Genomic DNA, 22,809 nt, shown 5'->3' on the forward strand with positions numbered 1-22,809 from the left:
GCGCGCTTCGCGGTGCTGTGGCGATAGGTCGAGTGGGTGTTGCGACCTGCGGTGACTGATCTCGGCGTGTAGTTCGTATTCAATCCGATTCCCGCTCGTTTGTCGTCAATCTGTTTTCACGGCGTGGTCGGCGGAGTCGTCTGCGCGGCAGCACGAAAGCGCTGGGCGGATGGGTCGACGGCTCGCTGGCGGCGTCCTCAACGTCGAGGGCCACCGATGACACGATGATCATGACTGCGGTGATTGCGAAGGCCATCGCGAAGATTGCCCACCCGCTCAGGTTCATGAGGCCGGGGTGGTCCTGCGGCACGACGTCCGGATGCAGTCGACGAAACACCGCACTGCCGAGGAACACCCCAGCCGAAAACGCTGCGAATGCTGGCATCATCGCGCGCAGGGTCTTACCGACGGTTCTCCATTGCGTGGAGCCTCGGGGGAAGTTTCCCCACTCTCGGAACGGCTCGGGCCGGTACACGGTCCCGGTCAGGTAGAAGCGCCGGATGATGGACGCCCGCTGGGTCAATGACCATTCCAGCGAGGTGAAGACGGGCATGAACAGAATCGGCCAGATCACCACCGCCATGATCGCGAACGGGCCGTGGTCGCCGGTAAAGACTCCGAGGACTTCACTCGGTGGGGTGGGTTGTGACCTGCTGAGGCGTTCGGCGAGTAAATAGCTCGACTGGGCGGATACTGCGACCATCCCTGCCCAGACGAGCCAGGGCCATGTGAACCGCCACCACCCGCACACCTGTCGGGCCAGGATGCGGGCGAGGACCCAACGGTGCAGATCGTCGAGCGCCGCGCGGTGTGGTGGCTCCGTCGAATCGGCGGCCTCCCGTAGCAGTTCCTCCTGTCGACGAAGACGTGCTGTCGTGGTCGCACTGACGATCAGTGCGATGAGCGCGGCGCTTCCGGCGAGGAATGGGCCAACCCTGAGGATCACATCGAGCACGCTCTACGAGTACCGCACGCTGCGCAGTTGTTCGAGCGCTCTCGGCAAGTGCACGTGCGTGTCGCGTGAGGCCACTGCAGATCATCGCGATTCCCGGTGACACTCGGCGGGCTGGATATTCTCAGGACATGGGAACACCGCGGGGCGATGACGAACTGAACGAGCGCCACCGTGGATGGATCGAGGCGTTTGTGGTTCGTGCCCGCCGAGTTGAGGCGCACTCGCTCGCGCAGGATCGCGAGCTGTGCAGCAAAATTGGCTCAGTGACTTGGAAGGTCATGGTCGGTTCCGATGGCGAAGCAACGCTCACACAGGAATTGCCGCCCGAGGAACAGGTCGAGTCGGCGGCGGCGCGCCTGCGTCCGCTCATCCTCAATGATGAAGATGCATACGGTCCCAAGGCGCTGAAGGCGATCAAGTGGTTCTTGCGTGGCAAATCGACCGACCAGATCGATCAGTTTGTCAGCGAGTTCAGTGCGCAGTGGTCGCGGTTCGACTCGAACTCTGAGGACGCGCAGGCGTACATGAGTCAGCGGTGGGCAGTGGATGGCTCTGAACCGATCACGAACGTCTCCGACAATGTGCTGGCGTTCGCTTGGCTGTATGGCGATGTCGTTCATGCAGACTCGGAACGGCTGGCAGCGGTCGAGCCATGGGGAGTGCGCGAGCGTTTTCGCGCGGCGGCTCCGCTTATCTGTCGACTCCTAGAGACGACCGTCATGACGCTGAACTTCGTCCGGTGGTTGAGCGCGCGGGGGCTTATCCAGTTGGATCAGGACGTGTTCTCTCGCGAAGTGGTCGTTGGTGATGAGCCGTTCATCGAGACCGGCAGGGTGATGGTGGCTCCCGTCGATACGCAGTTGCCTGACCCTGGCAGCGAGGAGTTCGGCGAAGGCTGGCAGGAGCTCGACGCTGATTCGGTTCGATTGCTCCTGCAGTCCCAACGGGCAGGGGACGATTCCGCTTGACCCGTCTGGTACCGCCTATCGTGTAGCGGTAATCGATTGTGGTGGCGCGGAACGCAGCCTGTGACAGTTGCGGCGAGGGAGTCCAGGCAAGGAGTGGCGATGCACAGAGCCTCGACGGATCGACGATAGTTGCCCGTTGACTCGCGAGTCGGGACCGACGGAGGGTCGGCTGCAGAGTTGGCCGGGCTGCGAGATCAGAACTCTGAATTACATGGAGCAAATTAGATTTTCAGTAATACTCTTCCTGCTGTATACGGTGGGCCAGAAAGTTGCCGGCTGCGCTGATCATCGAGTACGCGGGCCGTATTCCTTGACGGTCTGGGATTGATCCGATCTGCCGAAATTGCCGAGCACGGGTGCCGATCGCCCGGCAAGACGTTGCGTGGCGGGCATCGAATCGACGGTGGCCGGAGGAGTGAGGGCCGGGCACATGAGGTGCGGCAGCGGTTGACCGAGGATGTCGGAGACGCATGCGAATATGCGTTCGAATGACGCGCGCCATGTATGCGCATACCTGAGGGTCTGGTATGAAACGGAGGTGATTCCGTCATTGAGTGAGGATGGTCACCTGCCCCCAGGCCGCTACCGGTGCACACTGCCGGAGTTTGCCGATCGCTTTGTCCACAGTCGAGAGTTCGACAGCAGTACGACTCGACGGAAGCTGTTCGATTCGCTTCTCCGCTACCTCGTGGAATGGCAGCTGCTGATTGATGGCGCAGACGATGCAGACGATTTGCTCAAGTCCGTTTGGATCGCGGGAAGCTACGCTTCCGGCAAGCTAGATCCGGCTGACATTGACGTCAGTCCTGTGGTCAACGGAGTCGTCGCGGAGCGAGTGCGCACCAAGGGCCTGAAACGGCTTACCCAAGACCGTGGGTCAATCAAGCGCCGATTTGACGTTGAAGTGTTTCCGATCGAGTGGCGCCCGGTGCCGGGCATCTTCAGCGCAGGTGGCCTGCGTGCTGTTGATGCTGCATACTTCGAGGTCAGGGGCAAGATGGATGACTTCTGGCAGCGATGCCGACTCGATGACGCGGTACGCGAAGCGCCGACAGTGGAAGAATGTGAGACACGGCGCGGCTACCTGGAGGTGATGATCCCGTGAACTTGCGCGATCTGTATCCCGAAGCCTTTGAAGGCGCCGAGGTAGCTGACGACTTCTTCGAGCTTGACGACGAGTCCCCCTCGTCGTACATGCGGCGATCGTTGCTGGAAGGTCTGCAACAGTTCGATCCGAGCGCAGTGCTGTCGCCGTTCTTGGACGTGCGTTTGATCGGTACGCGATTCCACGCCGCAGAACTCGACGCCAAAGCTGCCGACGTGCTCATCAAACTGCAGAACGAGATCACCGCTGCGGCGCCGAGTGGCGTCTTGGATGATGAGCTGCGCATAGGTGTGGGCCAGTTGAGCGAGGGCAGCTTGGTAATGCACGTGCGACCAGCCGCTCCGACCGTCGCGGGCGGCGAGATGCACGTCTTGCCAGAGGTGCTGGAAGCGACCGTTCGGCGAGTGCTAGACCTGCACGACACCCTTGAGCAGCGTCCGCAACAGTTGCCTGCCCAGACTGCCAATCAGCGCGGATTGCATGATCGTGTGCGTCAGCTTGCCGCGTCACTCGATGATGCTGACGCCGAGTTGGAATTGGACCTTTTGGAGTCATCGGGTGGTCGCCGTGTATCGCGGGTTAGCGAACGGGGACGCAGCAATGCCCGTGCGCTGTTCGAGCGGGTACCGAAGGTCTCCGAAGTCTCACTAGCCGGTGCGGTGGACGCACTCGACGGCGCAGGAAAAGTGCGCCTCAAAGTAGCGAAGACTCGCCCCGAGATAACTGAGGTGCCGGCGTCGATCGTGGGTCAATTGCGAATCGGGGAGTATCTGCGATTACGCGTGCGCTACTCGCGCGCGGAGGACAAGTTCGGTGAACGAACTGATGAGAAGTGGACGTTTGTTCGTCAGCTTGGAAGTGACGAGATTTTGCCGGAAGATAGTGCGGCGAATGCTCGTCAAACTTCGTAGATAGCCAACAACTGCGCCACCGTGCCAACTGCCAGGAGTGGCGGATTCTTCATGTCTGGTGCCTACAGCTATGCCCGCGATTACAGGTGCATCAGCGTACGCACGGCTTGTGCGCGACGAAGCCCCCGGAAAGGGGTTTCGTGGTGCCCTCGGTGAGACTCGAACTCACACTGGACGGGTTTTGAATCCGTTGCCTCTGCCAATTGGGCTACGAGGGCATCCGCGGTGCGCCGACGTGCTGCGGGAGCCGCGACAGTCCACTCTAGATGATCAGCCCGCGCACCAGGCAACCGGTACTCTGCTCGCATCAGCTCCGTTGGATGTGCTGGTCAGGGGTAGAGCGTTCCGAGGAGGGGATGTGACGGTGGCAGACAGGGCTGCGGCTCAGACCGGCGAACAGACGACGCACCGGGTGCTCGTGGCGGAGGACGACTCGTTGATCCGGATGGATCTGATCGAGATGCTCCGCGAAGAAGGCTACGAGGTGGTCGGCGAGGCGCCGAACGGTCAGGTGGCGGTCGAACTCACCGAAAGTCTGTCGCCGGATCTGGTGATCATGGACGTGAAGATGCCCGTCCGCGACGGCATCGACGCCGCGTCGGAGATCGCGCAGAAGAAGCTCGCCGCGGTGGTGATGCTGACCGCGTTCAGCCAGCGTGAGTTCATCGAGCGGGCCCGCGACGCCGGCGCGATGGCATACCTGGTGAAACCGTTCACAAAGGCCGACCTGGTGCCCGCGATCGAGGTGGCGGTCAGCCGATACCACGAGGTCGTCGCGCTCGAGAAGGAGGTCGCGACGATCACCGAACGTCTCGAAACGCGCAAACTGGTCGAACGGGCCAAGGGGCTGCTGATGGAGAAGCAGTCGATGACCGAACCCGAGGCATTCAAGTGGATTCAGCGCGCGGCGATGGATCGGCGGACGACGATGAAGGCCGTCGCGCAGGTCGTCGTGGAAACCCTGGGGCCCGCCGGCTGACATCGCACCCCGGAGGAGACCGCTTCTCCGACGGGTCGTCGACGAATACCGTGGGACCCATGGCCCCCACCATCACCGTGACGAGTTCGCACGACCGCGACCTGGTGGCCGCAGTCCTCGCCCAGGCCTTCGCCGAGGACCCGGTGACGGTCTGGCTGCAGCCCGACACCCGGCACCACAAGCTGATCTTCGGCACCCTGCTGCGCTGGGTGCACGGCGACTCGTCGTCGGTCGACGTCGCGATGCGCGACGGGGTGGCGGTGGGTGCCGCCGTCTGGGATCCACCGGGGCACAAGATCTCTGCGGCCAGCCAGATCGGCTCGATGGTGGGATTCGCTCGTGCACTGCGTGGTCGTATGCCGCTGGGCCAGATGCTCGAGCAGGAGTTCACCAAGCACCGTCCCAAAGAACCGCACTGGTATCTGGGACAGGTCGGTGCCCCGGTGCGCGGCATGGGCGTCGGGACCGCCCTCCTGGAGGCCGGGCTCGAGCGCGTCGACGCCCCCGCCTACCTGGAGAGCTCCAACGAGGCCAACGTCCCGCTCTACGAGCGATTCGGGTTCACCGTGACCGGCGAGATCACCCTTCCCCGCGGTGGGCCGACGGTGTGGCCGATGTATCGGCAGGGCTGACGCCCGGCCGATCCTGTCGGGTCGGGTCACTAGACTCACTGGGGTGAGTCCCGCGAAGAGTCCCACCGCCCCCGCGAAGAAGTCACCGGGCGGCAGCGCGTCCGAACGCCCACTGCTGATGCTGCTCGACGGGCACTCGTTGGCCTACCGCGCGTTCTTTGCGCTACCTGCCGAAAACTTCAAGACCGCGACCGGTCAGACCACCAACGCGGTCTACGGGTTCACCTCGATGCTGATCAATCTGCTGCGCGACGAGGAGCCCACCCACATCGCGGCCGCCTTCGACGTGTCCCGCAAGACCTTCCGGTCGGAGATGTTCCCCGAGTACAAGGCGCAGCGGTCCAAGTCGCCGGACGAGTTCAACGGGCAGGTCGACCTGACCAAGGAAGTTCTCGACGCGCTCGGTGTGCCGGTGATGGCCATCGAGGGGTACGAGGCCGACGACATCATCGCCACCCTGGCCACGCAGGCCGAGGCGCTGGGGTACCGCGTGGTGATCGTCACGGGGGATCGGGACTCGCTCCAACTCGTCGACGACTCGGTCACTGTGCTGTACCCCCGCAAGGGGGTGTCCGACCTGACCCGCTTCACACCCGCCGAGGTGGAGAAGAAGTACGGGCTGACGCCGGCGCAGTATCCCGACTACGCCGCTCTGCGCGGCGACCCGAGCGACAACCTGCCGGGCATCCCGGGAGTCGGGGAGAAGACCGCCTCCAAGTGGATCCGCGAGTACGGTTCCCTCGCGTCGCTGGTCGATCACGTCGACGAGGTCCGCGGGAAGGTCGGCGACGCGTTGCGTACCCACCTCGCGTCGGTGCAGACGAATCGGCAGCTCACCGAGCTGGTCCGGGACATGCAGTTGCCGTCGGGACCGGACGATCTCGCGATGGTCGGTTGGGATCGCGACCGCATCCATCAACTGTTCGACGACCTGGAGTTCCGTGTCCTGCGGGACCGGCTGTTCTCGACGTTGACATCGGTGGAACCCGAGGCGGAGTCGGGCTTCGACCTCGACGGCACCGTCCTGGCGCCGGGAGAGGTGCGTGCCTGGCTCGATGAGCACACGACCACCGGCCGCAGCGGCGTCGCGGTGACCTCCCCGCACGTCGTCGTCGGCGCCGATGCGACCGGCCTGGCCATCGCCGCGGCCGACGAGACCTCCGCCTATATCGACGTACCGTCGGTGAACGCCGACGACGAGCAGGCGCTGGCCGCGTGGCTGGCCGACCCGCAACGACCGAAGGCGCTGCACGAGGCGAAGTGGGCGGTCCACGCCCTGCGGGCCCGCGGCTGGACCCTCGCCGGGGTCACCAGCGACACGTCGCTGGCCGCCTACCTCGTGCGCCCGGGTCAGCGCACCTTCAACCTCGACGATCTCGCGCTGCGGTATCTCCGCCGCGAACTGCGCGACGACACCGCGCCCGACGACGGCCAGATGTCACTGCTCGACGACGATGGTGGCGACGCCAAGCACGCGGAGCAGCAGATGCTCGAGGCCCGCGCGGTGGCCGAGCTCGCCGACACCCTCGACACCGAACTCGAACGCATCGACTCGCTGCCGTTGCTCACCGAGATGGAGCTGCCGCTGTCGTTCGTGCTCGCCGAACTCGAGGCCGCCGGGATCGCCGTGGACGTCGACCACTTCGGGGAGCTGGAAGCCGACTTCTCCCAACGCATCCGGACCGCGGCCGACGCCGCATACGAGGTGATCGGCGAACAGATCAACCTGGGCTCGCCCAAACAGCTGCAGACCGTCCTCTTCGACAAGCTCGACATGCCGAAGACGAAGAAGACCAAGACCGGCTACACCACCGACGCCGATGCGCTGCAGGGTCTGTACGAGAAGACCGAGCACCCGTTCCTCGCGCATCTGCTCGAGCACCGGGACGCGACCAGGTTGAAGGTCACCGTCGACGGCCTGCTGAAGTCGGTCGCCGACGACGGGCGTGTGCACACCACCTTCAACCAGACCATCGCGGCGACCGGACGCCTGTCGTCGACCGAACCCAACCTGCAGAACATCCCGGTGCGCACCCAGGCCGGCCGCCAGATCCGCGAGGGATTCGTGGTGGCCGGCGCCGGCGGCCCGGCGGCCGGCGACACCGCCTACGAGTGTCTGATGACCGCCGACTACAGCCAGATCGAGATGCGGATCATGGCGCATCTGTCGGAGGACGCGGGCCTGATCGAGGCGTTCAACACCGGCGAGGATCTGCACAATTTCGTCGGGTCGCGCGCGTTCGGCGTGCCGATCGACGAGGTCACCACCGAGATGCGTCATCGGGTGAAGGCGATGTCGTACGGCCTCGCCTACGGGTTGAGCGCGTTCGGTCTCGCCGCCCAGCTCAAGATCAGCCGCGACGAGGCCAAGGAACAGATGGAGGCCTACTTCGCCCGGTTCGGCGGTGTCCGCGACTATCTCCACAACGTCGTCGACGAGGCACGCCGCAACGAGTACACGGCGACGCTGTTCGGGCGGCGCCGCTACCTGCCCGACCTGAACAGCGACAACTGGCAGCGCAGGCAGGCCGCCGAGCGGATGGCGCTCAACGCTCCCATTCAGGGCACCGCCGCCGACATCATCAAGGTGGCGATGATCAACGTGTACGCGCGGCTGCGCGACGAAGGTCTGCGGTCGCGGATGCTGCTGCAGGTGCACGACGAACTCGTCGTCGAGGTGGCAGCGGGCGAGCGCGAGACGGCCGAGAAGGTGGTCCGCGAAGAAATGGGCAACGCGATCAGTTTGTCGGTGCCGCTGGAGGTTTCGGTCGGTTTCGGCAGGTCCTGGGACGACGCCGCGCATTGACGATCCTTCGCGTCCCGCTTGCCATGGCGTAAATCTCTCGTAACCGCCCGGTGCGTTGGCGCCGGAGCCACTACTGTTCAACGAGTGCGTCGATGACTGCCGCCCGGCGTCTCTCGGTGTGCGCACACCCGCTCATGCACATGTGTGTGGGGGAAGCGAAAGATGGGGTTTCTGATGCGTTTTCTGCGATCGTCGCGACCGTTCGGGGTGCTCACCGCACTCTTCGCGATCCTGGTCCTCGCGTTGGCCGGATGTTCGAACAACGAGGAGAGCGAGGGCGGCGCCGGCGCCGACATCTCGCCGACCAGCGTGGCGGTCGATCCGGTGGCCGAGATCGCCGATGTGGTGCCCGCGCCGATCCGCGAATCCGGGCAGCTGATCGTCGGCGTGAACGTGCCGTACGCACCGAACGAGTTCAAGGATCGCGACGGCAACATCATCGGCTTCGACGTGGACGTGATGAACGCCGTCGCGAGTGTGCTCGGGTTGACCCCGCAGTATCGAGAAGCCCAGTTCGACACCATCATTCCGTCGGTCCAGCAGGGGACGTACAACGTCGGCATGTCGTCGTTCACCGACACCAAGGAACGTGAGCAGCAGGTCGACTTCGTGACCTACTACAGCGCGGGTGTCCAGTGGGCCCAGCAGGTCGGCGCGGGTATCGACCCGAACAACGCCTGCGGCAAGCGCGTGGCCGTGCAGTCGACCACCTACGAGGACACCGACGAGATCCCGGCGAAGAGCCAGGCCTGCGTCGACGCCGGACAGCCTGCGATCGACAAGGTGCGCTATGACAGCCAGGACGAGGCGACCAACGCGCTGATGCTGGGTCGGGTGGATGCCATGTCCGCCGACTCCCCGGTCACCGCCTACGCCATCAAGCGGTCCAACGGCGACCTCGAGCCCGCGGGTGGCGTGTTCGATTCGGCTCCCTACGGCTACCCGGTGCAGAAGGGCTCTGCGCTCGGACCTGCTCTGCAGCAGGCGGTCCAGTACCTCATCGACAACGGCCAGTACCAGGCTATTGCCGAACACTGGGGCCTGGAGGCCGGGACCATCCCGACATCGGTCATCAACGGTGCGGTCAGCTGACGCGTGACGGCTCCACCCACCGGTTCGACCGGACACGAAGACCGAACCAACGAGCCCGAACCCATCAAGGCGGTACCCCTGCGCCATCCCGGCCAGTGGGCGGCGGCAGCGGTGGTGCTGGTCCTCGTGGTGCTGTTCGTCTACGGCGCCGCGACGAACAGCGCCTACGCGTGGGACACCTACGCGCGGTACCTGTTCGACACCCGGATTCTGTCCGGCATGTGGTACACGCTGGTGCTGACGGTGCTGGCGATGATCATCGCGATCGTGTTGGGCGTGGTCCTCGCGGTGATGCGCCTGTCGTCGAACCCGGTGCTGCGTTACACGTCGTGGGTGTACCTGTGGGTCTTCCGCGGCACACCCGTGTACGTCCAGCTGGTGTTCTGGGGTCTGTTCCCGTCCATCTACAAGCAGATCGACCTCGGCATCCCGTTCGTCGTGCAGTTCGCGCACTTCGACATGCAGGCGCTGTATTCGGCGTTCATCTTCGCGATGATCGGTCTCGCGCTGAACGAGGCCGCCTACATGGCCGAGATCGTGCGTGCGGGTGTGTCATCGGTCGGTGAAGGGCAGATGGAGGCGTCGGTCGCGCTCGGGATGTCGTGGTCGCTGGCGATGCGACGCACGGTGTTGCCGCAGGCGATGCGGGTCATCATCCCGCCGACGGGCAACGAGGTCATCAGCATGCTGAAGACCACCAGCCTTGTGGCGGCGGTGCCGTTCACCGGAGAGCTCTACGGACGTGCGCGGGACATCTCCGGGGTCAACTTCGAGCCCATCCCGCTGCTGTTGGTGGCGTCCAGCTGGTATCTGGCGATCACCAGCATCCTGATGGTCGGCCAGTACTACCTGGAGCGCTACTACTCGAAGGGCGCCAGTCGGCAGATGACCGCCCGGCAGCTGAAAGCCCTAGCGGCCAAACCGAACACGGCGATTGCAGAGGGGGAGAGCGATGAGCGTCGCTGAACGCCCCATGGTCGAGGCCGACCGGGTGTGCAAGAACTTCGGCTCGCTGCAGGTGCTGAAGGGCATCACGCTGCAGGTCGGGCGCGGCGAGGTGCTGTGCCTGATCGGCCCGTCGGGCTCCGGCAAGTCGACCTTCCTGCGGTGTGTCAATCACCTCGAGGTGGTCAACGCCGGACGGCTCTACGTCGACGGCGATCTCATCGGCTACCGCGAACGCGGCGACAAACTCCACGAGATGAGCCCGAAGGACGCGGCCAAGCAGCGCCGTGACATCGGCATGGTGTTCCAACATTTCAACCTGTTCCCGCACCGGACAGCACTGGAGAACGTGATCGAGGCGCCGACCCAGGTGAAGAAGCAGAGCAAGGCCGACGCCACCGAGCGGGCGCGGTCACTGCTCGACCGGGTCGGCCTCGCCGACAAGGCCGACACCTACCCCGCGCAGCTGTCCGGCGGCCAGCAACAGCGTGTCGCCATCGCTCGTGCGCTGGCGATGGAGCCGAAGCTGATGCTGTTCGACGAGCCGACGTCGGCGCTCGATCCCGAGCTGGTCGGCGAGGTGCTCAGCGTGATGCGTGAACTCGCCGCCAGCGGCATGACGATGGTCGTGGTCACCCACGAGATGGGCTTCGCCCGTGAGGTCGCCGACCAACTGGCGTTCATGGACGGCGGCATCGTCGTGGAGAAGGGCGATCCCCGCGAGGTCCTCGCAAACCCGCAACACGAGCGGACGCAGGGATTCTTGTCGAAGCTGTTGTAGACATCACCGCTCAGCGTCGTCGACTGGATAATCCAGTCGGACACGCTGAGCGGTGATGCGTACGGTCACCTGGGGCGAATCCTGGGGAGAGGTCAGGGCTTGGTGCAGCAGAAGATGGCCGTTCCCGGAAAGTACTGGCCACGGAACGGACTCCACTGCCCCCACACCTGATCGAAGCCCTCCGGCCATTCGGGTTCGACGATGTCATCGAGTATCAGCCCGGCGGAACGGATCTCACGGACCCGGTCGCCGATCGTACGGTGGTGTTCGACGTAGGTGATGGCGCCGGACGCGTCGACCTCGGTGTACGGGGTGCGGTCGAAGTAGGGGATCTGGACGATCAGGCCGTCGGGTCCCGGGTCGTCGAGGAACATCCACCGCATCGGATGGTTCACTGCGAACACCCACCGGCCGCCGGGCCGCAGCACCCGCGCTACCTCGGCCATCACATGGGCCGAGTCGGCGACGAACGGCACGGCCCCGAACGACGAACACGCGATGTCGAACGAAGCGTCAGCGAACGGCAACGCCTCCGCGGTCGCCTGTACCAGCGGTACCCGCCGCCCGTCGGCATCCATCGCCGCGATCCCGACGCCGAGCATGCGACGCGACAGATCGACGCCGACCGCTCGCGCGCCGTGCGCCGCCAGCCACCGCGCACACGGAGCCGACCCGCAGCCCACTTCGACGATGTCGCGGCCGGCGATGTCGCCGAGCAGACCGATGTCGGCCTCCCGCAGGCCCTCGGGACACCAGACGAAGTCACCGCCGGCAGCGTGCGCGCCCAGGAATGAACCGTGTTCGGCGTGGTAGTTCTCGGCGTCGTGATCCCACCACCAGCGATTCGCGCGATCGCTGGTCGTCGAGTCGACGGGACCGAGTACGCGAGGCGGGCGATGGGTCGGTTCGCCGGACTCCTCGCTCATGCCGGCAAGTCTAACGACGGCTCGTGATAGGCGCGCCCACGGTCAGATTCGCTGCGGACGACCCCATCGCGCGAGGCGCCACAGTCCGTAGCAGGCGGCCACGGACCAGATGGCCAACCCGATCCAGATCAGCGCCTCGGCAGATCGGCGGTTGGCGGCGGCCTGTTCGTCCATCGTCCGACCGACATCGGGAAACGAGATCATCGGGATCTTGTCGCCCGGCCCGAGAGCAGCAGCATCGACCGATGGGTCCGGGATCGGAGGAAACTCGGACGGCGTGATGAGTTCTTCTCCGCCGTCGGCGTTGTCGAGACACCGATCCTCGGTGGTCATCGTCTCCCCGCCACAGGAAGAGTCATACGACAGCCCGTACAGACCGAAAGCGAGTGAGACGGTGGCGGTGATCAACAGAATCCACACGCCGTACCTCAGTCGCCTTCGGTGGTACTCGCGCCACGGATTCGTCCCCACTTTCCCCACGCCCGCGATGATAGAATCTCGCGTGGTCAGCCTGCTGCTCCTGGGTCCGGTCGATGTACCGGCGCGAGCAGACGCGCGTGCCGATCAGTTCGGCAGTCCGCGGCTCCGGTGTCTGCTCGCCGCGCTCGCCTCCCACGCCAACGCCGCAGCCGACGTCGACTGGCTCGCCGAGATCCTCTGGCCCCGCACGTTGCCCGCGAATCCCGAATCCGCGTTGCACAACCTGGTCTTCCGGCTTCGGGCCCAACTCCGCGACCGGGGTGCCGGTGAGCGGTTGCGGATCGTGACCGCCGCTCCCGGCTACTCGCTGAAGGTCGATCGCGCCGACCTCGACTCCCTGCTGTACATGGATCGCTTCCGGGCAGGCTGCGCGGTGGCCGATGCCGACCCGATCGCCGCGCTCGCGTCGTTCGACGCGGCCGAACAGCTCTGGCGCGGCACGCCCTACGGTGAGTTCGCCGACGAGCCCTGGGCCCGCGCGGATGTCGAGGCGCTCGAGCAGGTTCGAGCACGCCTCGCCGAAGCGAGTGCGGAGGCGTTGCTGCGGTCCGGGAACCCGGTGGATGCGGCGAGCAGGCTCGATGGTGTCGCCGCCGAACACCCGTACCGCGAGAGTGTCCACCTGCTCCGGATGCAGGCCCTGTGGCAGGCGGACCGTCCCGCCGATGCGCTCGAAGTGTATCGCCAACTCCGGCAACGATTGTCGACAGACCTGGGAACCGAACCCGCGGCGAGCGTGCGAGCACTGCACGAAGAGATCCTCGCCGGCGAACACCCTCCGGAGCGCCCGCGCCGCGTCGCCGCACGACCCGTCGAGCAGCGGATCATCGGACGGACAGCCGAACTCGCCGACCTCGCGGCCCGACTACGACCCGGCGCGCTGGTGACCGTTCTCGGCCCCGGCGGGGTGGGTAAGACCGCGCTCGTCCGGGAACTCGGACGTCACCGGGAGACGGTGTGGACGGCGGAGCTGGCCGGTGTCCAGACCGCCGACGACGTGGTCCACAGCGTGGCATCGGCGACGCAGAGTGCCCCACGCCGCGACCTCACCGCGCTGGACGCTCTGGTCGAATCCCTGTCGACCCGTGCCGGATTGCTGATCCTCGACAATTGCGAACACGTCGCCGACGCCGCGGCCGACGTGGCGCGGGCGGTCACCGCGCGATGTCGCGACGTCGCGGTGGTCGCGACATCGCGGGTCCCGCTGGGGGTGGACGTCGAACAGGTGTGGGTGCTCGACCCGCTCGCCGTGCCATCGCCCGACGCGTCGCCGGCCGAAACCGCCCAAGCGCCCGCCGTGCGACTGTTCTGCGCGCGTGCGGCGGCGCGAGACAACGGTTTCGAACTCACCGACGGCAACCACGCGGCGGTGGCCGAGATCTGCCGGCGGCTCGACGGTTTGCCGTTGGGCGTCGAACTCGCCGCCACCAAGACCCGCGCGATCCCGCCCGCGGCGCTGGTGGATCGGCTGCAATGGCGGTTCCGCATTCTGCGCAGTGCCCGCGGCGGTGACCCGCGGCATCGGAGCCTGCACGCGCTGGTGGACTGGTCCTACACGCTCCTCACCGATCCGGCGCGAATCCTGTTCGACACGATTGCCGTCTTCCCGTCGCGGTTCGACCTCGACGACGCGGAAACACTGGCGGACATGAGCGGTGTGATGGACCGTGTCGACGTGGCCGACGCCATCGCCGAACTGGTCGACACCTCGATGTTGTCGGCCGACGGCACGGACTATCGGATGTTGGAGACCTTGCGAGTCTTCGGCATCCAGGAACTCGCGGATCGTGGTGGTCTGGCGTCGACCCGAGCGGCCCACGCGCAGTTGACGGCCGACCGCATCGCGCCCCTCGGTCGGGAACTCTTCGGTCCCGGGCATGTGGAGGCCGCCACCGTTGTGGCAACCCACCTCGACGACGTGCGCCAGGCCGTCGACCACGCGTGTGACCACGATCCGGCGTTGGGGGAGCGGCTGCTGCAGGGCGTCATTCCGTACCTCGAACTGACGATGAGCACCGAGGTCACCGAGTGGTCGCGGCGTGTGCGCGCTGCCCGCGATTCCGCCGCTGACAAGGCTGACGGTTCCGGCGCAGCCTGGGCGATCGCCGCGGCAGGAGCCCGCTTCGACGGCGACCTGTCGGCGGCAAAGGACCATGTGCGCACGGGTCTGTCCTGTCGGCCGGCACCCGCCGTGGCCGTCTACCTCCACATGATGTCGGTCGAAGTGGGTCTGTTCCAGGGCGATCTGGACATGATGTATCGGTGTGCGGAGAACTTCCGCGGCGCGGCGAACGACGCGGACATGCCGGGCGCCGGACGAATGGCCGACCTGTGCGTGCTCCTGATGGATTCATATCGGGGCGAAGGGACTGCCGCCCACCAGGCATCCCTGCGGATCGCCGACACCTGTGCGGCCGCGGGGGAGATCACGGTCGCGGCCTGGGCCCGATACTGCGCCGGTGAGTGCATCCTCGACACCGATCCCGCATCGGCCGCCGATCTGCTCGACGACGCCATCGCCGGGGCTCAGCGCAACGGCGATCGATACCTGCTGGGTGTCGCCCTGGTGTCGCGGGCGTCGATCGAAGCCCGCAGTGGCCAACCCGAGATAGCCGCACGACTGTTCTCCGACGTCCTCTGCCACTGGCGCGACGCCGGCAACTGGACACATCAGTGGGTGTCGCTGCGAACCGTCGTCGACGTGCTGATCCGACTCGATCGCGGCGACGCCGCCGCGGAACTGCTCGGGGCGATCCGACGATCAGACGAGATCACCGGGGCCGGGGCGTACGGAACCGACGCCCAGCGACTCGACGCCGCGCTCCGAGGTTTACGTGCCGACCTCGGTGACGAGGTGCTCGAGACCCTGATGAAACGCGGCGCCGCCCGCTCGGCGTCCGACGTGGTCGCGTCGGCGCTCGCCGCACTCAGTCCGGGATGAGTTCGTAGAACCGGAAGAACGCGAAGTCCTCGATCGGCAGCACGTCGACCCGGCCGAAGCCCGCCTCGGTGGCGTAGCTCCGCAGCGTCGACGGACGCATCACGGTGCCGGTCGCCACGGACGGCGGTGAACTCATCCCGTCGGGGAGACAGACGAACAGCGAGAAGCCGTACATCAGCTTGTCGAGATCGTCTGCCGGACCGGCGAACTCGTCGGACACCGCCTCGTCCATGACGACCATCGTTGCACCCGGTGCGAGCGCCGCCCGAGCCGCGGCGAGCACCTCGACCGGCCGCGGCATGTCGTGGATGCATTCGAACGCGAACGCCGCGTCGAACGGACCGCTCGCCGCAGCCTCGGCGCCATCGGCGAGCACAAAGCGCACTCGGCCGTCGACGCCCGCCGCGGCGGCGTTGCGTCGTGCCATCTCCACGGATGCCTGGTCGACGTCGAGTCCGACGAAGCGGGCCTCCGGGTACGCCTTGGCGAGGGCGATCGTCGAATAGCCGCCACCGAAGCCGATGTCGGCGATCACCGCGCCCGGATGCGACAGCCGCTCGTGCAGGTGCTCGACCTTGGCGAGTGCCGGTGCGAGTTCACGGTCGAACCACGGTCGGTTGAGCGCGGCCTGGGACTCGCGTGCATCCACGCCCAGCTCCTCCCAACTGACCCCGCCGCCGGTGCGGTAGGCGTCCAGCAACTCCGGGAGCTTGGCGAAGGCGGCCGCGTTCATTCTCGGCAACGCTCCCAGATAGGCGAGGCTGTTCGTGTCGGTGAGGACTTCGGCGACACCCGGTGAGATGCCGAATCGGATCGGGTCGGCCGACAGATCGGCGTCGAGAATGCTGTAGGCGGCCTGCATCTCGAGCCACTCCCGGGCGTACCGGAGGCTCGTGCCGGTCCGGTCGGCGAGTTCGTCGACGGTGAGAGGACCGTGCTCGACCAGGGCGGTGTACCAACCCAGGCGGTCGCCCAGGTAGATGCTCATGGTTTCGACGGTGGCGAGTGCGGCGGTGAACAACCGTTCGGCGAAGGCGTCGGCGCTGGGGGCAGTCGATGCGGACGTGGGGGAGGGCGTTTCTGTGGTCATGCCCGAAACGATGCGCCGGGCATCTCTCAGATCACTCTCACGCGGCTACCGACCATTCTCGGCCGCTCAGCATGCGCGGCCGGCGAGCAGCGTCTCGACCTTGGCGTCGCTGTCCCAGTGTCGAATGCCGACGAACTCGCCGGTGATGAGCGCCCTGCCGTCGAGCACAGTCAGCGCCTCCCGCAATTGCTCCGGGTCGAGTCGACGTGCGAGCGTCACGTGGGGAGTCCACCGGCCCGGTGCGCTGTGCGGCATCATCGCGGACTCGTCGTCGCCGACGTGATCACCGGCGAGCCGCGCGGTCTGGGCGTGCACGGACAGCAGTTCGGTCGACGGGACCACCAGCCGTGCGAGGGTGGTGCGACGGTGCGGCCCGAACAGGATCGGCGCGCCGAGCGTCATCGCGATCGGCAGCCGTAGACTCGTCGGGGCCAGGGCCTCATCGACTCCCGGGGTCAGATGCTGCGCGGCGATCAGCGTGACATGTGGACGATTGCTGGAGGATCGGATCGAGCCCTGATGCGGCAGCCCGGCATCGGCGAGGGACGCCCATTCGTCGCGTACTCGCTGGTCAGCGGTCTCGTCGAGCAGAAGTTCGATCGAATGGACCACGTGCCTCATCTCCTCGGTGGACGGCATTTGCCCAGCACAACGGCCCTGGAGTACGCTTGCTCACGCGCGTGGGCTCTATAACGCGCGGTTCAGCATGCCTTCGCAGGTGGACATCCGCCCGACGGTTCGTGCCGATCCACACTGAAAAAAACTGTACCTACTACACACCTGTCCGGAGCCTCTCAACATATGTCGTCCCCCACGATCACCTCGCCGCAAGTAGCCGTCAATGACATCGGCTCGGCGGAGGACTTCCTCGCCGCCATCGACTCCACGATCAAGTACTTCAACGATGGCGACATCGTGGAAGGCACCATCGTCAAGGTCGATCGGGACGAGGTTCTGCTCGACATCGGTTACAAGACCGAAGGCGTCATCCCTTCCCGCGAACTGTCGATCAAGCACGACGTCGACCCCAACGAGGTCGTCAACGTCGGTGACGAGGTCGAGGCCCTGGTCCTCACCAAGGAGGACAAGGAAGGCCGCCTGATCCTGTCCAAGAAGCGCGCTCAGTACGAGCGTGCGTGGGGCACCATCGAGGAGCTCAAGGAGAAGGACGAGGCCGTCAAGGGCACCGTCATCGAGGTCGTCAAGGGCGGCCTGATCCTGGACATCGGCCTGCGTGGCTTCCTCCCGGCGTCGCTGGTGGAGATGCGCCGCGTCCGCGATCTGCAGCCGTACATCGGCAAGGAGATCGAGGCCAAGATCATCGAGCTCGACAAGAACCGCAACAACGTGGTCCTGTCGCGCCGCGCATGGCTCGAGCAGACCCAGTCCGAGGTCCGCAGCGAGTTCCTGCACCAGCTGCAGAAGGGCCAGGTCCGCAAGGGCGTCGTGTCCTCGATCGTCAACTTCGGTGCGTTCGTCGATCTCGGCGGCGTCGACGGTCTGGTCCACGTCTCGGAGCTGTCCTGGAAGCACATCGATCACCCGTCCGAGGTTGTCGCCGTGGGCGACGAGGTCACCGTCGAGGTCCTCGACGTCGACCTGGACCGCGAGCGCGTGTCGCTGTCGCTGAAGGCCACCCAGGAAGATCCGTGGCGTCAGTTCGCCCGCACCCACGCGATCGGTCAGATCGTTCCGGGCAAGGTCACCAAGCTCGTGCCGTTCGGTGCGTTCGTCCGTGTCGACGAGGGCATCGAGGGTCTGGTCCACATCTCCGAGCTGGCCGAGCGCCACGTCGAGGTGCCGGATCAGGTCGTCTCCGTCGGTGACGACGCGATGGTCAAGGTCATCGACATCGACCTCGAGCGTCGCCGGATCTCGCTGAGCCTCAAGCAGGCCAACGAGGACTACACCGAAGAGTTCGACCCGTCGAAGTACGGCATGGCCGACAGCTACGACGAGCAGGGCAACTACATCTTCCCCGAGGGCTTCGACGCGGAGACCAACGAGTGGCTCGAGGGCTTCGAGCAGCAGCGTGAGGCATGGGAGGCCCGGTACGCCGAGGCCGAGCGTCGCCACAAGATGCACACCGCTCAGATGGAGAAGTTCGCCGCTGCCGCCGCCGAGGCCGCCAACGCCCCGTCGGACTACTCGTCGGCATCCGAGAGCCGCAGCGCCGCCAGCGCTCCGGCCGCATCGGGTGGCTCGCTGGCCAGCGACGAGCAGCTCGCCGCGCTCCGCGAGAAGCTGTCGGGCAACGCCTGATAGGTTCGCCAACCGCAAACAACACCTCCCCGGACTCGTCATCGAGCCGGGGAGGTGTTGTTGTGCGGATACTGTCGCACTGCGCCTCAGGTGACATAAAACCGGCAAATGTGATCTGAATCACTCCTGCATTGTTACTGTCGTGACTGTCGTGAAATTTCTACGGCATCCACAACCAAGGAGAGATGATGACTGAGATCGTGGGTCGGCGTTGTCTGCGTCGGACCTCCATGGCACTGGCGGCGATTGCGTGCACTACTGCATCGACCTTGGCGGTGTCCGCTCCGGCGACGGCGGATATTGACGAGATAACGGCTGCGGGGCCGTCCCTGGCGTGCGAGTACACCCTCACTGCCACCGTTACGGGTTTGAACAACACCGATCCCGTCTCGTTGGAGTGGCGGGAGAGTGGGGGAGCTTGGATGGAGCTGGGCGAATTCACCCCGAATGGCGCAATGGTGTCCACCACCTGGACGCCGCCAGGGCCGGGCGACTACGAGGTTCGGGCCCTTCAGGCCGCATCGTCGGACATGGCACCGGTTGTCTTTGACGCTCATGTCATCGATCTGGGCTCCTCAGAGATCTGCGTGCCCAACACAGGTTCCTGACTTAGCGCACGTAGTCGACACGAGAACTCCCCGGCTCACGTCGAGCCGGGGAGTCGTCGCGTTCCGGGATCGGCTCAGCCGGCGAAGTGCGCCATGAGTTTCCGGTGCCGGTGACGGAAGAGATGGCCGATGAACCACACCAGCACCGGCGTGAGCGGGCGCAGGGGGAGTCGAGGGCGGAACGCCAGGTCGTCGATCACCTCGGTGCTCTGCTCTGACAGGGCGGTCAGCCGTCTGGCATGGTGCCAGACCTTCATCGATGCCATCGAAGACTCTTCGCGGAAACCGCTTCCGGGCTCTAACTCGACGATGGTCAGGTCGTCGTAGTCCAGCGGCAGGATTCCGCCGAACAGCAACGGCACCTTGCCCACCGTCATGCCGACCTCGATGTCGGACAGCGTCTTTCCCCGGTGCCGCCAGGGCAGCACCATCCGCATGTACGGCATCAGTTCGTCGTTGATGCCGTCCATGCCGGCGACCCGCTCCCACACCGCCTCGGCCGGCGCCGGTATCACTGACCGCTGCGTGCGGTGACGGAGTCGGCTGGGCGGTGTGGTCATGTGCCGAGCGTGTCAGTCACGTCGGAGGTGGTCAACGCTTTGTGTGTTCCATGCACTCATTGTTATTTGACAATGATTTTCATCAGTGAGTTCACTGTCCGGCGTGCACTTTTCACGGACAAAACTGACATCCACCGTCGCGCTCACCACAGCAGCGGCGATCGCTCTGGTCGGCTGCGGCTCCGACACCGGCGAATCCACCTCCAGCAGCCCCGCGGCTCCCTCCGAAGGGCCGGTCGAACAGCAGAGCGCGACACCGCGTCTGGCGCTCAGCTACGACGGCGGGATCCTTGTCCTGGACGCCGAGAATCTCGAGCAGGTCGCCGACATCCCCACCGAGGGGTTCATCCGCCTCAATACCGCCGACAACGGGCGCAACGTGTTCGTGTCGGAGACCGGCGGGTTCCGCGTCCTCGACATGGGTACGTGGACCCGGCAGCACGGCGACCACGGGCACTACTACACCTCTGAGCCAACGATGACCGACATGACCTTCGGCGGTGAGGAGCCCGGTCACGTGGTGCCACATGACTCGCGGATCACCCTGTTCAGCGACGGCACCGGCGAGGTCGACATCGTCGAGCCCGCGGAGTTGTTGCGCGGCAACGCCGAGTCCACCGAGTTCACCGTGCCGGAACCGCACCACGGCGTCGCCGTGTTCCGCGAGGACGGGAGCCTGGTGGTCACCCGGGGTAACGAGGAGGAGCGCAGCGGGATCGCGATCCTCGACTCGGAGCGCAACGAGATCGCGAGCAACGATCAGTGCCCCGGCGTACATGGCGAGGCCGCGGCTGCCGACGGTGTGCTCACGTTCGGGTGCCAGGACGGCATCCTCATCGTGCGCGGCAACGAGATCCAGAAGGTGCAGAGTCCCGACGGCTACGGCCGGATCGGCAACCAGGCCGGCTCCGAGGAATCCCCGATCGTGCTCGGCGACTACAAGGTCGACGAGAACGCCGAACTGGAACGACCGAACCAGTTCACCCTCACCGACACCCGCACCGGCGAGCTGCGCATCGTGCCGTTCCCGTCCAGCTACAGCTTCCGCTCGATCGAGCGCGGGCCAGGCGGGGAGGCCGTGATCCTCGGGACCGACGGTTCGCTCTACGTCTACGACCCGGTCAGCGCCGAGCAGATCCGGTCGATTCCCGTGATCGACGCGTGGACCGAGCCGGACGAGTGGCAGTCTCCGATGCCGAACGTCCACGTGCAGGGCGACGTCGCCTACGTCACCGACCCGAACGCCCAGACGGTGACCGCGGTGAACGTGACCACCGGTGAGGAGGTCGCACAGGCGGACCTGTCGCAGCCGACGATCGAGCTCACCGGCGTCACCGGCTGATCCTGCTCGCTCTTGCGGACTCCTTTCGTTCCCGCTGCATCGAACGGTGCAGCGGGAACGGAACGAGGTGGCGAGAACGTGGCTGCCGTCGATTTGCGAGACTGAGGGCGTGATCAGACTGGGGCTGTCCGGCGGCATCGGGGCCGGCAAATCGACAGTGGCGAAGACGTTCATCGACCGCGGCGGGTATCACATCGACGCCGACAAGATCGCCCGCGAGGTCGTCGAACCGGGGACGCCGGGGTTGGCGGCACTGGTGGAGGCATTCGGCGACGACATCCTCACCGACGACGGCAGCCTCGATCGCCCCGCCCTGGCCGCCAAGGCCTTCGTCGACGACGAGAGCCGTCAGAAGCTCAACTCGATCACTCATCCGCTCGTCGGGAAGCGGACGCAGGAGATGCTCGATGCGGCACCCGACGACGCGATCGTCGTCCAGGACATCCCGCTGCTGGTGGAGAGCAAGATGGCGCCCTTCTTCCACCTCGTCGTGATCGTGCACGCCGACGCCGAGACCCGCGTGCAGCGGTTGACGTCGGCGCGGGGGATGCCCGAGAGCGACGCCCGCGCCCGCATCGCCGCGCAGGCGAGCGATGACGAGCGGCGCGCGGTGGCCGATGTCTGGCTGGACAACTCGGGCACGCCGGACGACCTCGCCGCGGCCGCCGCCGCACTGTGGGATGACCGGCTGATCCCGTTCGAGCAGAACATCCGGTCGCGGACCGTGCTGCGAGGTCCCCTCATACTGGCTGATCCCGACCCCGGCTGGGAGGCCGAGGGCGCCCGGCTGGTGAACAGATTGTGGGCGATCGTCGGCGACAAGGCATCGGCCGTCGACCACACCGGTTCCACCGCGATTCCCGGTCTCGCTGCGAAACCGACCATCGACCTCCAGGTCACCGTCGCGGACCTCGACGTCGCCGATGCGTTGGCCGACACCCTCGCCGACGGGGGCTTCCCCCGTGTCGGTGGCATCGACGGCGACCGTCCCAAAGCAGACCCGGCGACCGGAACCGTCGACGCCGGCCTCTGGGGTAAGCGGCTGCACGGTTCGGCCGATCCCGCACGGGCGGTCAACGTGCACCTGCGGGCCGCGGGTTCGCCCGGACAGCAATTCGCGCTCGACTTCCGCGACTGGCTCCGCGCCGACGAGTCGGCCCGCGACGAGTACGCCAAGGTCAAGCGGCAGGCGTTGGCCGACGCCGACGGCGATCTCGGGCGGTACGTCTCGGCCAAGGAGCCGTGGTTCGACGACGCCTATCGGCGGGTTTCGGAGTGGAAGCTCAACCGCTGACGCCTGTGCCGTGACCGGACGACTCCCCGCGAGCGGCCGTTTCCGCGTTCCCTGAGTAGGTTTCCCGTTCCCTGAGTAGCGAGCGAGGAACGAGCGGCCCGTCCCCCGTTCCCTGAGTAGCGAGCGAGGAAC

General features: G+C 66.0%; 20 protein-coding genes and 1 tRNA gene. 14 read left to right on the forward strand and 7 right to left on the reverse strand.

Annotated elements, in window-relative coordinates; translation table 11 throughout:
- Positions 1 to 79: 79 nt before the first annotated feature.
- On the reverse strand, positions 80 to 946 hold the full coding sequence (locus tag VZC37_RS19610) for a hypothetical protein (protein WP_330434851.1): 867 nt from the start codon (positions 944 to 946) through the stop codon (positions 80 to 82).
- Between the two features lie 137 nt (positions 947 to 1,083).
- Between VZC37_RS19610 and VZC37_RS19615 the strand changes: the two genes are divergently transcribed.
- The 3 genes from VZC37_RS19615 (at position 1,084) to VZC37_RS19625 (ending at position 3,939) form a co-directional block, all read left to right on the forward strand.
- Positions 1,084 to 1,923: a hypothetical protein gene (locus tag VZC37_RS19615; RefSeq protein WP_330434852.1), complete on the forward strand. Its 840-nt coding sequence runs from the start codon at positions 1,084 to 1,086 to the stop codon at positions 1,921 to 1,923.
- 478 nt (positions 1,924 to 2,401) lie between these two features.
- Positions 2,402 to 3,028, forward strand: coding sequence for a DUF6932 family protein (locus tag VZC37_RS19620; protein ID WP_330434854.1), 627 nt, complete (start codon positions 2,402 to 2,404; stop codon positions 3,026 to 3,028).
- The gene (locus VZC37_RS19625) at positions 3,025 to 3,939 is read left to right on the forward strand and encodes a hypothetical protein (RefSeq protein WP_330434856.1); all 915 of its coding nucleotides are present in this window, start codon (positions 3,025 to 3,027) and stop codon (positions 3,937 to 3,939) included. The genes VZC37_RS19620 and VZC37_RS19625 overlap by 4 nt, the downstream gene beginning before the upstream one ends.
- Before the next feature lie 141 nt (positions 3,940 to 4,080).
- Here the strand turns inward: VZC37_RS19625 and VZC37_RS19630 are convergent.
- Positions 4,081 to 4,157: transfer RNA gene (locus tag VZC37_RS19630), tRNA-Leu, on the reverse strand.
- Positions 4,158 to 4,297: 140 nt separating this feature from the next.
- Here VZC37_RS19630 and VZC37_RS19635 point away from each other — a divergent pair.
- From VZC37_RS19635 to VZC37_RS19660, 6 genes are all read left to right on the forward strand, one after another.
- Positions 4,298 to 4,918 carry an ANTAR domain-containing response regulator gene (locus tag VZC37_RS19635; protein WP_330434858.1) on the forward strand — a complete coding sequence of 207 codons (621 nt, stop codon included), beginning with the start codon at positions 4,298 to 4,300 and terminating at the stop codon, positions 4,916 to 4,918.
- A 59-nt stretch (positions 4,919 to 4,977) separates the two neighbouring features.
- Positions 4,978 to 5,550 (forward strand): GNAT family N-acetyltransferase, encoded by a 573-nt coding sequence (locus VZC37_RS19640; protein ID WP_330434860.1) that lies wholly within the window; start codon positions 4,978 to 4,980, stop codon positions 5,548 to 5,550.
- A 43-nt stretch (positions 5,551 to 5,593) separates the two neighbouring features.
- Positions 5,594 to 8,356 (forward strand): DNA polymerase I, encoded by a 2,763-nt coding sequence (polA, locus tag VZC37_RS19645; protein WP_431309453.1) that lies wholly within the window; start codon positions 5,594 to 5,596, stop codon positions 8,354 to 8,356.
- Positions 8,357 to 8,530: 174 nt separating this feature from the next.
- Entirely contained in the window at positions 8,531 to 9,448 is a 918-nt protein-coding gene (locus tag VZC37_RS19650) for an ABC transporter substrate-binding protein (protein WP_330434862.1), read from the forward strand.
- Between the two features lie 3 nt (positions 9,449 to 9,451).
- A complete protein-coding gene (locus VZC37_RS19655) occupies positions 9,452 to 10,414 on the forward strand; it encodes an amino acid ABC transporter permease (protein ID WP_330434864.1) in 963 nt (320 codons plus the stop codon).
- Complete coding sequence (locus VZC37_RS19660; protein WP_330434867.1) at positions 10,401 to 11,174, forward strand: amino acid ABC transporter ATP-binding protein; 774 nt, start codon at positions 10,401 to 10,403, stop codon at positions 11,172 to 11,174. The genes VZC37_RS19655 and VZC37_RS19660 overlap by 14 nt, the downstream gene beginning before the upstream one ends.
- A 92-nt stretch (positions 11,175 to 11,266) precedes the next feature.
- Here VZC37_RS19660 and VZC37_RS19665 read toward each other — a convergent pair whose 3' ends face one another.
- Both VZC37_RS19665 and VZC37_RS19670 read right to left on the reverse strand, forming a co-directional pair.
- Complete coding sequence (locus tag VZC37_RS19665) at positions 11,267 to 12,100, reverse strand: class I SAM-dependent methyltransferase (RefSeq protein WP_330434869.1); 834 nt, start codon at positions 12,098 to 12,100, stop codon at positions 11,267 to 11,269.
- A gap of 42 nt (positions 12,101 to 12,142) precedes the next feature.
- A complete protein-coding gene (locus VZC37_RS19670) occupies positions 12,143 to 12,433 on the reverse strand; it encodes a hypothetical protein (protein WP_330434870.1) in 291 nt (96 codons plus the stop codon).
- 154 nt (positions 12,434 to 12,587) lie between these two features.
- Here VZC37_RS19670 and VZC37_RS19675 point away from each other — a divergent pair, with 154 nt between their 5' ends.
- Positions 12,588 to 15,521 (forward strand): ATP-binding protein, encoded by a 2,934-nt coding sequence (locus tag VZC37_RS19675; RefSeq protein ID WP_330434872.1) that lies wholly within the window; start codon positions 12,588 to 12,590, stop codon positions 15,519 to 15,521.
- Here the strand turns inward: VZC37_RS19675 and VZC37_RS19680 are convergent.
- Positions 15,508 to 16,611, reverse strand: a complete 1,104-nt coding sequence (locus VZC37_RS19680) for a methyltransferase domain-containing protein (protein WP_330434873.1) — start codon at positions 16,609 to 16,611, stop codon at positions 15,508 to 15,510. The genes VZC37_RS19675 and VZC37_RS19680 overlap by 14 nt on opposite strands.
- Positions 16,612 to 16,677: 66 nt before the next feature.
- Complete coding sequence (locus tag VZC37_RS19685; RefSeq protein WP_330434875.1) at positions 16,678 to 17,223, reverse strand: 2'-5' RNA ligase family protein; 546 nt, start codon at positions 17,221 to 17,223, stop codon at positions 16,678 to 16,680.
- Between the two features lie 189 nt (positions 17,224 to 17,412).
- Here VZC37_RS19685 and rpsA point away from each other — a divergent pair, with 189 nt between their 5' ends.
- Both rpsA and VZC37_RS19695 read left to right on the forward strand, forming a co-directional pair.
- Positions 17,413 to 18,873: a 30S ribosomal protein S1 gene (rpsA, locus tag VZC37_RS19690; RefSeq protein ID WP_330434878.1), complete on the forward strand. Its 1,461-nt coding sequence runs from the start codon at positions 17,413 to 17,415 to the stop codon at positions 18,871 to 18,873.
- 188 nt (positions 18,874 to 19,061) lie between these two features.
- Positions 19,062 to 19,481: a hypothetical protein gene (locus VZC37_RS19695; protein WP_330434880.1), complete on the forward strand. Its 420-nt coding sequence runs from the start codon at positions 19,062 to 19,064 to the stop codon at positions 19,479 to 19,481.
- Positions 19,482 to 19,555: 74 nt separating this feature from the next.
- On the opposite strand, the gene VZC37_RS19700 is transcribed toward VZC37_RS19695, so the two are convergent.
- Positions 19,556 to 20,041, reverse strand: coding sequence for a hypothetical protein (locus VZC37_RS19700; RefSeq protein ID WP_330434882.1), 486 nt, complete (start codon positions 20,039 to 20,041; stop codon positions 19,556 to 19,558).
- Between the two features lie 103 nt (positions 20,042 to 20,144).
- On the opposite strand from VZC37_RS19700, the gene aztD reads away from it, so the two are divergent.
- Together aztD and coaE are read left to right on the forward strand one after the other, a co-directional pair.
- A complete protein-coding gene (gene aztD / locus VZC37_RS19705) occupies positions 20,145 to 21,383 on the forward strand; it encodes a zinc metallochaperone AztD (protein WP_330434984.1) in 1,239 nt (412 codons plus the stop codon).
- A gap of 109 nt (positions 21,384 to 21,492) precedes the next feature.
- On the forward strand, positions 21,493 to 22,677 hold the full coding sequence (gene coaE / locus VZC37_RS19710; protein WP_330434884.1) for a dephospho-CoA kinase: 1,185 nt from the start codon (positions 21,493 to 21,495) through the stop codon (positions 22,675 to 22,677).
- Positions 22,678 to 22,809: the final 132 nt, after the last annotated feature.

It is taken from the genome of Gordonia sesuvii, assembly GCF_036350415.1.
Classification (GTDB): domain Bacteria; phylum Actinomycetota; class Actinomycetes; order Mycobacteriales; family Mycobacteriaceae; genus Gordonia; species Gordonia sesuvii.